Origin of the sequence: Bacillus sp. B15-48 (assembly GCF_016879755.1) — a bacterium.
In the GTDB taxonomy this organism is placed as follows: domain Bacteria; phylum Bacillota; class Bacilli; order Bacillales; family Cytobacillaceae; genus Mesobacillus_B.
In genome coordinates, this window is record NZ_WOFU01000003.1 from 453,899 (window position 1) to 467,518 (window position 13,620).

Annotated in this window: 9 protein-coding genes and 1 other annotated feature; of the genes, 2 read left to right on the forward strand and 7 right to left on the reverse strand. The window is 41.8% G+C overall.

Features of this window, described 5'->3' with window-relative positions:
• Positions 1-200 precede the first annotated feature (200 nt).
• From GNT69_RS12685 to GNT69_RS12710, 6 genes are all read right to left on the reverse strand, one after another.
• On the reverse strand, positions 201-1,634 hold the full coding sequence (locus GNT69_RS12685; protein WP_203555322.1) for a Na+/H+ antiporter NhaC family protein: 1,434 nt from the start codon (positions 1,632-1,634) through the stop codon (positions 201-203).
• Between the two features lie 76 nt (positions 1,635-1,710).
• Positions 1,711-2,757 carry an aldo/keto reductase gene (locus GNT69_RS12690; RefSeq protein ID WP_203555323.1) on the reverse strand — a complete coding sequence of 349 codons (1,047 nt, stop codon included), beginning with the start codon at positions 2,755-2,757 and terminating at the stop codon, positions 1,711-1,713.
• Positions 2,757-3,101, reverse strand: coding sequence for a TIGR04076 family protein (locus GNT69_RS12695; protein ID WP_203555324.1), 345 nt, complete (start codon positions 3,099-3,101; stop codon positions 2,757-2,759). Before GNT69_RS12695 ends, GNT69_RS12690 begins: the two co-directional genes overlap by 1 nt.
• Positions 3,102-3,266: 165 nt before the next feature.
• Positions 3,267-3,505: a binding site (T-box leader), on the reverse strand.
• 417 nt (positions 3,506-3,922) lie between these two features.
• Positions 3,923-5,212, reverse strand: coding sequence for a purine/pyrimidine permease (locus GNT69_RS12700; protein ID WP_239094187.1), 1,290 nt, complete (start codon positions 5,210-5,212; stop codon positions 3,923-3,925).
• A 435-nt stretch (positions 5,213-5,647) separates the two neighbouring features.
• Positions 5,648-6,385, reverse strand: a complete 738-nt coding sequence (locus GNT69_RS12705) for a hypothetical protein (RefSeq protein ID WP_203555325.1) — start codon at positions 6,383-6,385, stop codon at positions 5,648-5,650.
• Positions 6,378-10,160, reverse strand: a complete 3,783-nt coding sequence (locus GNT69_RS12710) for a DEAD/DEAH box helicase (protein ID WP_203555326.1) — start codon at positions 10,158-10,160, stop codon at positions 6,378-6,380. Before GNT69_RS12710 ends, GNT69_RS12705 begins: the two co-directional genes overlap by 8 nt.
• A 342-nt stretch (positions 10,161-10,502) precedes the next feature.
• Here GNT69_RS12710 and GNT69_RS12715 point away from each other — a divergent pair, with 342 nt between their 5' ends.
• Both GNT69_RS12715 and GNT69_RS12720 read left to right on the forward strand, forming a co-directional pair.
• Positions 10,503-11,279, forward strand: coding sequence for a helix-turn-helix domain-containing protein (locus GNT69_RS12715; RefSeq protein ID WP_203555327.1), 777 nt, complete (start codon positions 10,503-10,505; stop codon positions 11,277-11,279).
• 164 nt (positions 11,280-11,443) lie between these two features.
• The gene (locus GNT69_RS12720; protein WP_203555328.1) at positions 11,444-12,817 is read left to right on the forward strand and encodes a solute carrier family 23 protein; all 1,374 of its coding nucleotides are present in this window, start codon (positions 11,444-11,446) and stop codon (positions 12,815-12,817) included.
• 326 nt (positions 12,818-13,143) lie between these two features.
• On the opposite strand, the gene GNT69_RS26195 is transcribed toward GNT69_RS12720, so the two are convergent.
• A complete protein-coding gene (locus tag GNT69_RS26195; RefSeq protein WP_203555470.1) occupies positions 13,144-13,566 on the reverse strand; it encodes a TOBE domain-containing protein in 423 nt (140 codons plus the stop codon).
• Between the last annotated feature and the right edge of the window lie 54 nt (positions 13,567-13,620).

Genomic DNA, 13,620 nt, shown 5'->3' on the forward strand with positions numbered 1-13,620 from the left:
TTTTGTGAACAGCATGAAAAGGACCCGAATTCGCAAATCTAGTTTTGAGGTCAGGTCCTACTGGCCTGGAAAATCGGGGGCTGTCACCCAAATTCGGGTACAGTCCCCCGGTAAAGTAAAGCGTTACTTTGTCGGGGGACTGACCACAAAACTCCAAAAGGCTCTCACCATAGGATGAGAGCCTGACTTAGTATCTTATTTTACTGTTCTTGTAGTTTGCTAACCGGTTTTCCGTCTGGACCTTCATATTGGCGTCCCCACCCTGTGATGACGGAGAATAATAGGACTAGGAACAAGATCACGCAATAAATCATTCCTTTGCTGACTTCTGTTAGTACAAGCGGTTCAACAAAATCATAACCTTGCGTCAGCAAAGCACCAACGAAGACAAACACACTTAAAAACGGAACAACGAGCACAAGCGAGCTCGCAAAACCATCCAATAGATTAGCACGACGATATGGATGTAAACCGACACGTTTGCCAATCTCATTCTGTACTTTTCCAAATGTCGTCATTGATGCACTGGTCACACCACCGAATATCAAAGTCGTGAACGAAATACCTAACATCATCGCAATTTCAGCCCCACGAACTTGCTTGCACAATTTACTATTCAGGATGCCATTTGTGACTTTTTCAATCACACCGGCACCATTGAGCACACCCATGATCCCATAAACAGAAAGAACGAGCGTGACAGTTGCCATCATATAACTGACACCTCCAGTTAGGAACCCTGCCGGTGCACCATCCACAACAGAGATAATATCGCCGAACGTTAATAGATTAAAAGATAAACCAGTAATCGATCCTAAAAGAATCCCAACCGTAATCGCTTTATAAATATTACGAGTTATCGTTGCAACCATTAACATAACGACTACTGGGAAGAGCATGACCAATGTGATTGGGTTCATATTTTCAGCAAGGATACCCGGATGGTTCGCAGCAACCGTTCCGCCGCCGCCAAAAATCCAAAACAGAATAAAAGTGATAACACCTGCAACAAAAGAATACTTAAACCGCGAGGCAACAACGCCGCCCAATTCAGCAATCCCCTTCTTCTTTGTATATTCTTGCGTTCCTGCTGAGATGATTGTCGTATCTGAAATGGGTGCTAAGTTATCACCAAAAATAGCCCCACTGACAATGGCCCCCGCAAGGAAGGCAGGATCGCATCCTAACAATACCCCGGCTGGGTAAAAAATCGGGAAGCAGGTAAACATCGTTCCAATCGATGAACCAGTAGCAGTAGCAATGATACATACCGCTAAAAAGGCGAACGCCGTAAACAATCCTCCATCCACATCTAGCAAACTGGCAATCCATACGAAACCGCTCGATATATTCGTTGTTTTGATCAACTCAGAGAACATCCCGATAATGAATAGCAAGACGGCAATCGGTACAGCCTCTCGCACTCCATCATAAACTGAATTCCAATAACGCTCATAGTTTCCTTTTTTTACAAAAGTAGCACCGATCATTAAGGCAACGAAAGCACCCATGCCAAGCGCATACATTTCAAACGCTTTGAAAACGATAAAATACAATACACAGAAAAACAGAAAGATTGCAACTGGGATAAACGCAGTACCCCAGCCGCCTCTAAATTCAAGTCGCTGATTCATCTTAAAACTCCTCTTCTAAACTAAACTGTCTATTCTTTACTAAACTCTTTATTTTTTACTAAACATCCACTTTTACTTATTCCTCATTTAAATTCATCTTCATAATATTTCTGAATTTCGAACCAACGGTACGTTCTAACTCAAAAGGTTCACCTTCTAATATCGGATAGTTCCTTAAAAATTGGTTCATTTCGTCAATATCCGATGAATCAAGTTCAAAGGTAAAAATGTGAGAATTCGACTCTACATGGCTGCTATTTCTAACGCCAATAATAGACGCCCCAACACTTTCTTGACTTAATATGTATTTTGTCGCAATTTGAGCGATGTTAACAGAGTGCTTTTTAGCGATTCTATCTAACAATAACAGCAGTTCCTGGTAGCCATCCCAACCTAAAGATTCTTCAATCACTTGCAAATATTTCACATGTGAACGATTATCAGGGTCAATTTTTTCTTTGCCAATCCATTTTTCCGCTAACAAACCACCTGATAATGTACCATAGCATAACAAGGTAATGCCTTTACTTTTACAATATTGTAATAGCTCTTTTTCTACACGTCTATCAAAAACGGAGTATTGATTTTGACAAGATACAATGGGTATTCCGGCATCAACGATTTCGGATAAATGCTTTGTATCAAAGTTTGTAACAGCGATATTACGGATTTTCCCTTTTTCTTTAAGCTTCAACAGATGTCCCGCTGTCTCAACAGAGCCGGGCACATCGTAGTCCCACCAATGAAACTGCACGAGATCCAATACCTCTCGTTTTTGACGTTTGAGGCTTCGGTCAATGATTTTTTCTGTATACTCGTAATCGACCTCACTAAGTAAATTAATATCCGGTACATACTTTGTATGAATTTGAATATCATGTGGCGAAAGGGTGCTCCCAGATTTTAGTTCCGTTAAAAATTCACCGAGAAATTCTTCCGTACCCGTATAAATATCTGCACAATCAAATGTCGTAAATCCTCTTTCAGCAAGCATATGAAAGGCCTTCATGACATCTTGCATATCCAATTTTGATTTTAAGCTATGGCCTTCTGACAGCTGCCAGCACCCGTTAATCACTCGGCTAATCGTATAATCTTTAGCTAATTCGAATCTTTCAACCATTATTCATTCTCTCCTTTATGTAGAGGTTCGATTGTGCAATCCCCATGACTAAATTCTTTCGTTCCGATACGAGTGATTTTAAATTTTGCACCACAGTTTGGATCTGGGCAGGCAATGACACTATCAGACAACATCCAGTCATTTTTATGCAGTACCCGCTGCTTTGCAGGCAGTAATGGCAAAACCGCGCTTAAAGCATACATTGAAAATGAATTATTTTCTGGGAAGATAATGTCCTCCCCTATAACTAAGAAATAGGAACCTTCCTTATGTTTGCATACCATTGGTTTATCTGTAGCGATAACCTCTACTTTTAAGTTATAAAGTGTAAATATATCATCCATGGAGCCACCCCCTTTCAAAACTTGCACTTAATATCATACTCCTTTCTTCTCTATAAAGCTGAGATTTTTCCTTCTCATTGAAGACGAAAGGAGTTTCCCTGCAACTAATTTTCGCTGACATCCAATTGTTTTTATAATAAAAAAAAACACCTCTCCTTAAATAAATTCAAGGACAAGCGTTGACTTGCGGTACCACCTTGTTTGATATGTGTTATACATACCCACTCTGCAGAGTGCTTTCACACCCTTAACCAATAACGCTGGTTTTACGTCTAAGCTACTAAAATAATTCTTTCACTTCGCCCTCTGAGGCCCATTTGCTGTTCCTGCATCTGTCCGGCTTCCACCATCCCGGATTCGCTGAGAGATTGTTTAACAGCTTACTCCCTCGTCTACGGTTTAAAAAAATGATAGCAATATCATTTTCTATTGTCAACAATACTTTTTTTATAATTATATTTAATCTATATATTCAGTATTTATGTCCTTTATTCTTTCTACTATTAAGATTGTCATTTTCAGAAAAAAAATGGTCAGTCCACCGGTGAAGTAAAGCGTTGTTTTGTCGGGAGACTACCCCAAAAACCCTGGCCGACATTGTCGAAGAAACCTTTGATATCGGCATCTACAATGTAGTTGATATATTTCCGTTCCAAGTAGAAATTTAGAATTTTCAGCGACAGTTTCGCTTTGGTCGAAAGCCATAGGAAGAATCAAGGAAGTCTTGTTCATAGATGGCATTCAGTATTTTCGCTATCGCTCTCTGAACTATTTTATTTTCGTATTCTTGTATTCCTAATGGTTATGACTGTATCTAGTACTTAGAACGATTGTTTTTCCTTCCACAACCTGTCCATCACCATCGCCAAAAATGTTCCAACAAGCAGACCATTTTGGCCTATATTTTGCAAAATATACGGAAGTCCGCTGAAAATCTCTTTTGGTAAAAACAGAGGCGCAATCCCAAAAGATAACGAAAAGCCAATAATGATCTTATTCCGTTTTAATAATGGCTGCGTTGTAAGAGAACGAATCGCGATTCTAAGCATCTCAATAAGGGTTGTTAGTAGTGCCGCGCTAGCGACCGGTAAAGGTAGTGAGGCCAATAAGCTCACTATACTTGGAAATAACGAAAAGACTATTAAGAATCCGCAAGCACTTAAAAATGGACCTAGTTGATATTGTTTTGTTAATCGAACGAAACCGGCCGTAACAGGCAATGGCACGACCGCTATCGTGGAAAATGTCCCTGCAAGGAAATGTGAGATTCCTCCTGCCCAAACTCCGCCATTCATCCGTTTTTCCATCTGTTTATTTTCATTTGGCACTGATTCGTTCATGGCAGAGACTGCAGCAAAAGTATTTGATAATAATAAAAACGTAAATAAAATGGCTGTTAGTATAATCCCGCTGTTAAAAATCGGAAGACCCCATGCGAAAACCTCAGGAAACGCTATAATGTTCATTGAACTTTCAATTGGCTGCCCCCCTTTACCAAAAATGATAAAAAACCCCCAGCCAATCAATATCCCAAGTAATATCGCGTAAGTTTTCATCCAGCCCTTCCCTTTAAAAGATAGCAAGATAATCACGAAAAACACGAGGAACGATAGAAAAAAACTCACACCGTCTATTTTCCCTGTCAGGCTATTATGTTGGATCATTCCTCTGATAAACACATCGCTTAATTGAATAGCCAATATAAATAGAAACGTACCTGTGACAATCGGTGAAAAGAGAAAGAGAACATGCCGAACCCATTTGGTTACCCCAAGAAGGAATAAAAGCATACCAGAAATCATTAATCCTGCCTCCAGTATTTGCAACGTCTCCTTCATCGTATTTCCCTGCTGGACCCCCATGCTTGCGAAAATAACAAAGATACTTACCCATGATCCAGCAGGACCATCCGCAATTGGCAAGCGATGCCCCCATCTAGCTTGAATAAATGAGCTAAGACCAGCTAGAAAAAATGTTCTTTGCATTAACGTGGATATTTCCGCTTCTGACAACAGGAAGACACTCCCAATGACAATTGGGAGTGCGATTGAATTGGCAAGTAAAAAGATAAACCATTGAACTGTACTTAAAGACCTGTTTTCCATCTTCATCTTATTTCATTCACCTTTCATACATGGATACCATCACCCAAGGGTTTATGGTACTAGAGAATACGAGAACCTTTATTTGCAATCTGTTCAGGTTCCAATGCTATTTCGGAAGCACCTAGGAGGACATCTTTCCTCATATTCATTAGAGTCGTAACTGAATGTGAAGCCATACCCTAAAATTCCTTTTTCATCCGAATTATTTTGATTAATTTTATTAAAAAATAATCTGATATCTTTGTCTTCTGTCCATTCAGATAACTCCTGTCATATATTTTACTTATTATATGTTTTAATCACAATTGCATCATTGTACAATCCCCTCATATGATAGTGTTTTAATTGTGCAATATGTACAATGTTATATTTTTAAGGTTTGCTATACTTAGCTACGTTAAAAATATAAACAGGAAAAAGCAAAGGGACGTGCCCTTTGCTTCATTCCCGCCATTCCAGACGTTCCTTCTCTTCGATCTGCTTCTCAAGCGTTTCATCCCAGCGCCCAAGCCATGTATTCCAGACACGCGCGTAATAAATATCCTGTTCTTTATTGTACAGTTGGAATTCCAAGCACGGGATGTGTTCTACCTCCTGCTGGTCGAAACGATTCACAGCAGCGACGACGGTTTGATAGCCGTCTTCCGCTTCCACACCGTCGTGCCGTTCGGATAGAACCTGCAAAATCCGGTCCGCATCCATCAAATTCTCATCGTTTGCATACCGGTAAAGCGGCAGCTTTTTACCACTTTCGTTCAAAGGCTCGGTCATCTCCGGCCAAATTTCATCGTGCAACAAGCTGTAGAAAAGCTCTGCCGACTCTTCTTCCAATTCCTCTTCCATGATGCCGGACTTTAGCTGTTCATGCCCTTTCGATGTCAGCTTGTAGCTTCCTTTTTCAAGCCGGATCAAGCGCATTCTCTGCATTTTTTTTAATAAGTCCTCAATGAAGAGCTCTTCGACCAGCAGCAATTCGGCCAAATTGGCGGCTCGCCGGATTTGGGTCTGCTCAAATGTCAGCAGCATCATTTTCATGAGAATATCCATTTTCGACCGTTTGACACGATGAAAGGCCACAGAATAGGTGATCACCGGGATTCGCCAGACATCGGTTTTCATCATCTCGACAGCTGGATTTTCAAGTAATTTCGAGCGTAGCCGTTTTTTTAATTTATCCATGCACACTCACCTCTTCAAAGGTTCTCAGCCCATCCTGTTTTTTTGCGGTTTCCAAAACGTGAGTATACATTTGCCTTGCGCTCTTATGTTTCGTCCGCTCGGTAAACATCTTCGTGCTGCCGATCATCACTAGCAGCTCCCTTGCTCTCGACAAAGCGACATTCAGCCTGCGGTAGTCTTTGGCAAAACCGATATCATCCTGCTTATGATCATGATTGCGCACCATACTTAACAGAATCACATCCATCTCCATGCCTTGGAATCGGTCCACGGTCCCGGTACGGATTGTTAAGTGCGGCAAACGCAACTCCTGTTGGAACATGCGGTCGATCCTTTTCACCTGTTCTCCGTAAAAACTGATGACCCCGATGCTCTTTTTCTCATCAGCTTCCATTCTGCCCGCTTGCTTTGCCTCCGCGGTGGCCGCGTTTAACTCCGTCAGCAATTCGCCAATTTTTTTCAGTTCGGCCGGGTTGTACAGGCTTTTTCCGCCTTTCATTCTTTCTTCAAAAAATGCAGGTTCGTTCGGCATATCCAGCCAAAGAAGATGATGGTTCCGTCCAATCAGCTGTGATGACAGCTTGTGGTCCCGGTCCCGATCGGAGTCGAGTAAGCCGCATTGCAGCCGTTCGTTTTCCTGCCTGTAAAATGGCGTAATGGTTTCCATAATATTTTTATGCATTCGATATTGAATCGCGAGCATCGTTTTATTGCTTTTCGGCAGGTTTTTAAACAATCGCTCAAACAGCGATTCGCTCAACAGCTTTTTCAATTCAGCCTTCCCCTCAAAATCATCACTTTCTTCGGCCATTGCCTGCAAGGTTTCCTCAAGAGTATCGTCTCCCAAAAGAGGCGGCAGCTGATGATGGTCGCCGACCAGGATGACTTTTTTCCCTTTCAGCATCGGCAAGAGAAGCTCCGGCGGGGTTGCTTTTGAGACTTCATCGATGATGACCACATCAAAAACAGGGTAGCTTTCCATAAAATCTTTCCGAGCTGAGGCCACACATGTTGTTCCAATCACATTTGCATGCTTCACATAAAGCTTCCGGATTTCATCCAGGTCATGGTCATTTGCTTCTTCCAGCAAGGAACGCCACACCCCCTGGATGGATTGGAACAGCGGAAGTTTTTCCCGTTCCTGTTTCAGCGACTCCCGGTTAAAAGAAACACTCGCCAGCTGCTTTAATACTTCTTCGTGTTCTTGTTCCGGTTCTAAAGAGAGGATTTCAGTCAGCGGGCTTCGTTCAGATTCTTTTGTATTGATTATGTTGGAAAGCTCTGCAAGCCGTGCTTCAATCTCCGTTTGTTTCTCCTCTGCTTCCTGCAACTGACGCACTTCCTGTTCCCGCTGCTGGCGATTTCTTTCAACCCGAAGCCTTGCTTCCTCATACTGCTCTTTCCTTTTCTGGAGTTCCAACGCTTTTGCTTCTTTTTCACGAATTAATTCCCTCGCATTTGAAATGATTGCGGTCGGTATCGTCATTCGTTTATTTTCCAGAGCAGTCAGCTTGGCCGTCTGCTCGTCCACCTCTCGCTGATACTTTTGCAGCATCATCCTATTCTCATCCAGGATAGGCTTCAGCTGGCTAATCAGCTCCTCCTTCAACTGCTGAAGGGCTTCGTGCGCCATTTTTTTATCTGCATCTTTAAGTTTTAGCTGGTCCGCTTTTTGCCAAATATAAGATTTCCTCGCATAAAGCCCCTTAAGAAATCCTGCTAGCCTCTGCGAATGAATCATTGATTTTTCTTTTAGCTCACGTCTCAGTTTGTCTAAAATCTGATCGATTTCAATCGCTGTCGCGGGCACGGGAGGCGCATTTCTCACTTCCTGCTGCAGTTGTCCGTATTGCTCCCCGAGCAACTGTTCAAGATAGGAAATCGCGCGGGATACTTTCTCATGATATTCCTTCAGCTTTTCCACCTGTTTCATTCTTTCGCGAAGATGGTCGAGCTTGACGATTGCTGACTGTATCTGCAAAGACCGGGTGAAGTTTTGCTCCAAAATGATCCACTTCAAGCTGTCGATTTTTTTTGCAGTCGTTATTCGATCGGTTAGAGCACCCTTCTCTTTCGCCGCCTCTTTCCACTTCTCCCATTCAGCCGAAACCTGGTCTTTCAGTTGTTTCGTTTCATGGATTTCGTCCTCAAGCTCCTGAGTGGCCACACTTTCACGCAGTCGTACCATCTCTTGCTGGATGGCTTCCAGCTCTTTTCGGATCACTTCACTATCAGGCTTATCAACGAGAAAAGCTTCGTCTTTTTCAATGGTGTCATTCACCAAGCGAAGCGACTGTTGAAGTTTCTCTAAAAACTGATTAACTGCTTGCCTCTCTTGTTTTTCAACTTGAAGGTGCTTTTTATGATGATCAATAACGGCCTGAATTTCACTAAACTGTTGCTGGGCATTCTTTTTCGCTTCAAGCGCTGCTTCCACTCGTGCCAGCTTGAGCTGAAGCTGATTTTGTTCCTGCTCATTCGCCGCCCATTCCGCTTCAATCTGTGATTCCCGCCGTTTACGGGCTTCAAATTGGCTCGAAACTTCTTTAAGCGTATGGTCTTTCCAATACTGCCCGACATTTTCTTCAATGAATTTTTTGCCCTCTTCCTCAATGCTTTCCGTCCGTCCGACCCGGAGAATCCGGATATCCTTGTTTGCCAGCAATCGGCCGAGGGCATTGTCGACCGCCAAATTCGACTGCGAAGCAACCAGGGTTCGCAGCCCGGCCTTCGCATTTTGTAGGCAGATTTCAGAAATAACCGTCGTCTTGCCTGTTCCAGGCGGCCCTTGAATCACATATAAGTCTTCTGCACTCATAGCACCTGTAACCGCTGCGCGCTGAAACTCGTTCAATCGGTTGTGAAACTGCAGCTTTGCCAACGTTTTGATTTCTTTAACGGGAGGCTTGTTTTCAAATAAAAGACGTTCCAGTTCGGGGTTTGCCGCCAAACCATTTTCGAGTTGCTTAAACCCTTGCCGCAGCCTTTTCACCTGGCTTAACGTGGCAAAATTGCTGAAGATGACTTCCCTTGGGTGCCGATCAAGCCGCTGCGTACGGGCTTGTTCCTCCATATAACCGTGCAATTCTACTTCAACCGTGGAAGCCGAGCGATTCGCTTTCAGGACTTTGCCGATATCCTGGTCGATGCCCTTTAGCTTGACGCTCATATCTTTGAGCGATTTCCATTCCTTTTCATTCATCTGGCAGCCCGTGATTTTTACCCGGCTGAAATTATCATTAAAAATAAGCGCGGAGTAACGGGATGTGATATCAGGTATATCCGCCGACTGCTCCTGGATTTTCAGGTAGCCTTCCCAACTCGCAATCCGCTTTTTCACGTACAAGGAACTTTCCTGCGCAACCGGCATGTTGTGAATGGAGTTCAGTAACCCAACCGGCAAAGGTCCGCCGCTTTGAGCATTCAAGTCAAACGCGAGATCTGCCGGAAGCCGCCAATTGGACGCCACCGGAATATGCTTCGGCCTCGTTGTCACATTGGTGGCAACCAATCGATCCGGCTTCACCAAACAATGCAGCACAACAACAAAGCGATTGACCTTCTTAGCCAGTCTTTCGTTTCTCTCGAGATCAAAAAACAAGGCAGCCGAAACAAGGCCGTCTGCCGACTGCGGATACTTTTCGATATAAACATGAAAGGATTTCTCCAATAAAAAAAACGATCGCTCGTCCAGCCCAAGCTCTCGTACTTTATCCTTTGCCTTATTCGTCAAAGTCAACGGACAACGATATGGCGTATTTTGTGTTTTTATCATCTGTCCACCTGCTTTTTATAAACAAAACACTTTTTATCTAATCAATATATGACCTGGTTATTATATCATAATGTTTGGCGGATGGAGCGGGCGGTTTGTTGGACAATTTTGGGTCGGGGAATGGATGTATGTCTAGAAAAAAGGAAATAGAAGCACAGGGTACGTCCCTATGCTTCCCACCTATGCTTCCACAAGACAAGATCCATTCTTACACTTCTTCAGGGACAACGTACCTGTCCCTGTGTCCCTTCCCCCTATTTTCTGGTAATATAATGATAACTAAACCAATTGGAGTGCGGTTTGACACCAGGTTTGTAAATCAAGAAGAGGAGAAAGTCAAAAATGGGTGAGATTTTAATTGTCGATGATGATCTTAAAAGTATACAAATATTTAGGTCAGTTGTTTCAGAAAGCAAATTTAACTTTTTATCAATCTATGAAGCAGAATCTGCTGAAGAAGCGATGGTTTATTTAAAACAAAAGCAGCCTCAAATAATGGTTCTTGATCTCTCACTGCCGGATGAGGATGGGATGGTACTAGGGAAAAAAGCTCTTGAAATTTACCCGCATTTACCTGTTGTCGTTCTTACACAACTTCAAACTTTTGACACTATTCAAAACTGTATTAATGCCGGTTTTTCAGGGTATCTTTTAAAGTCAACATTTAAAAGTAATATCCTAGCACTTTTCGACCGTTTCTTAACAATCAGCTTTGTTCTAAAAGGGGATGAAATTTTAGATCGTACACCCACCACAAAAAAAGCCTTTGAATTAGATTTAGCTAACCCGATAGAAACGGCAACTAAATATATACAACTAAATTTTTTTGAACCACTAACATTATCAGAGGTTGCTAACCTCGTCTATTTAAGTCCTTCCCATTTCAGTCGTAAGTTTAAAGATGCGGTCGGTTTAAATTTTGTAGAATACCTAATAAAGTTTCGGATAAAAAAAGCAAAAAAGCTATTACAAATAACGCAATTGCCATTGGAAGTGATATCTAATCATTGTGGATTTTCTAGCGCAGCTCACTTTTCGGCAACTTTCAAAAAAATAGAAGGAGTATCTCCTCGTGTCTACAGAAAATTGTATTCCGAATTGACAGAAAATGTAGAATAGAGCAAAAATGTATAAGTGTTATCACAAAAATCTAAAACTAAACCACATGAAAGTTTCGTACTATAGTAAAAAGCAAAAGAATTCTTCTACTGGGAGGGGTGTGTGTGGAAATATCAAAATTTTAAAAGATTTTAAAATATTATTTTTTCAGACGGAGGACAAGTATGCAAATTTACAAGCGCAAAGAGGGTCAAGAACAGCCATATTGGGCGGCTGGACCGTTTAAAATTAGGTTGCCTTTTATTCACTACCGTTGGGAGTCAGCTGAATTTGTTCAAGCTTTAATTATGTTTGTGGTAAGTCTTGGGATGATTCCACTATTAACCGAATATTTAGGATTACCTTATGAAGTTACCTTGGCCTATGTATTTATTGGCGGAATTGGATTTATACTTCCTAGTTTGCTAGGAGTAGCGATGGTACCCGGGTGGATTACACCAGCTATTCCTGTTGTTCTCTTATTTTTAGGTGATTTTCAACCTGGTCCTGAATCCATTCAAGCACTGTTTGCCTTACAATTTATTGTCTTTCTCATTTTCTTTATTATGGGAATAACGAAGCTGGGCGAAAAATTAGTTGAACTTGTCCCTAATTCCCTTAAGGGAGGGATTTTAATTGGTGCAGGGCTCGCAGCATTAATGGGAGAAATTCAACATGGCGGGCGGTTAATGAATACGCCTATCTCTTTGATTCTCGGTAGTTTAATTGCCTTTTATCTCTTATTCTCGTTATCATTTAAGAATCTAGTAAAGGAAAATAAAATCGCAAAATTTGTGGCTAACTATGGTCTGGTTCCAGCTATGATCAGTGCGATGATTATCGGCTGGATATTTAGTGAGTATCCGCTGGCAAATATTGAATGGGGAATCACTCAACCTGCATTTAAAGAAATGTGGAGCTATCTGCCGTTTACGGTTGGTTTTCCTTCATTTCAGATATTTTTATTAGCAGTTCCTACAGCAATCATCGCTTATATTATTTCATTTGGTGACATGATTGTCGGTAAGACACTTTTACAGAAAGCTGAAAAAGTGCGAAATGATGAGGCAATTGATTCAAATGTGAATAGAGTACATATTGTTACGGCGATTAGAAATCTGCTCCACGCTTTTTTTGCCCCATATCCAGGGTTAGCAGGGCCACTTTGGACACCTGTTCATGCAACAATCATTGAACGTTATAAATATGGCCGTAAAGCAATGGACTCAATCCATAGTGGAATGGGTACGTTCTGGATTGCTGGTTTCATCGCATTATTAGTTTTGCCGCTTGTTAGCTTATTCCAGCCAGTTCTCCCAATCGCTTTATCATTAACGTTAATTATCACAGCCTATGTTTGTATTAGTGTTGGTGTTGAACAGGTTCATACTACAGCAGAGCGCGGTGTTGCTGGAATAATGGCTGTTGTCTTAGCGGTACACGGTGCAACATATGGCCTTATCGCAGGACTGGTCTTATATTTCTTAATTGAAAAAACTAGCTTATTTACTAGCAAGTCTGTTAAAGATGAAGAAAAGGCCGAAGAAAAGGCTAGCTAATTTTTGAGGCCACTGAATAAGGTCCCTTAAATTTAGCATCGTGTTAATACTTAGCTGTTGATTTCCGTTCCAGGCGGCTTCGTTTCTGTGAACGAGCGGTAATCCGCAGGAGTCTGCGCCGCCTTCCATTTCATTCACAGGCTCCTTAACCTTGATTAATTTTAAAAAGGTATGATTCCTTATATTTCTAGGGAATTATACCTTTTTTGCTGTATGAAAAACGTTGCCTGCCCCCTGGTCAAAGAATGATCTTTACAAATTGTACTAGGGGCAGGCTTGTAGTGCACCACGAGGGACGCGGTACCTGTACCTGTCCCCGCGTCCCGTTAGACCAAGACTTTTTGAGGGGCACCTGTAACCATGTCCGTCACACTTAATGAAACCGTATCACCTATTTTAAGAGAGCTGCGAATGTCGGTAACGAATTGAATTTCTTGCCCATTGATACTGACGTTACAATGCATTTCACGGCCTTGGAACAATAGATTTTTCACTTCTCCAAAGAGTCCGTTCCGATCTTGGGTGATTTGGAATTGTTCTGGGCGAATCGGACAAATATTAGACCGTTTGAAGGATGCATCGACATTTGGCAGATACCAACGGGCGGATGGTGCATCATTAACACGGGAACGGGGAATCGATGTATGTCTAAAAAAAAGGAGATAGAAGCACAGGGTACGTCCGAGACCAGTGAAAAAGTAGTGTTTTTTTGAGAAATAATTAAATGGAGGTAACTCCAGAAGGGAAATTTAAATTTTTATATTATAAAATGATACTAAATACTGGGTAATTCCAGTTATTTA

Bases quoted from the DNA above. Each gene is read 5' to 3' on its own strand.
- GNT69_RS12685 (WP_203555322.1), bottom strand. From the start codon at position 1,634: ATGAATCAGCGACTTGAATTTAGAGGCGGCTGGGGTACTGCGTTTATC.
- GNT69_RS12690 (WP_203555323.1), bottom strand. From the start codon at position 2,757: ATGGTTGAAAGATTCGAATTAGCTAAAGATTATACGATTAGCCGAGTG.
- GNT69_RS12695 (WP_203555324.1), bottom strand. From the start codon at position 3,101: ATGGATGATATATTTACACTTTATAACTTAAAAGTAGAGGTTATCGCT.
- GNT69_RS12700 (WP_239094187.1), bottom strand. From the start codon at position 5,212: ATGAAGATGGAAAACAGGTCTTTAAGTACAGTTCAATGGTTTATCTTT.
- GNT69_RS12705 (WP_203555325.1), bottom strand. From the start codon at position 6,385: ATGGATAAATTAAAAAAACGGCTACGCTCGAAATTACTTGAAAATCCA.
- GNT69_RS12710 (WP_203555326.1), bottom strand. From the start codon at position 10,160: ATGATAAAAACACAAAATACGCCATATCGTTGTCCGTTGACTTTGACG.
- GNT69_RS12715 (WP_203555327.1), top strand. From the start codon at position 10,503: ATGGGTGAGATTTTAATTGTCGATGATGATCTTAAAAGTATACAAATA.
- GNT69_RS12720 (WP_203555328.1), top strand. From the start codon at position 11,444: ATGCAAATTTACAAGCGCAAAGAGGGTCAAGAACAGCCATATTGGGCG.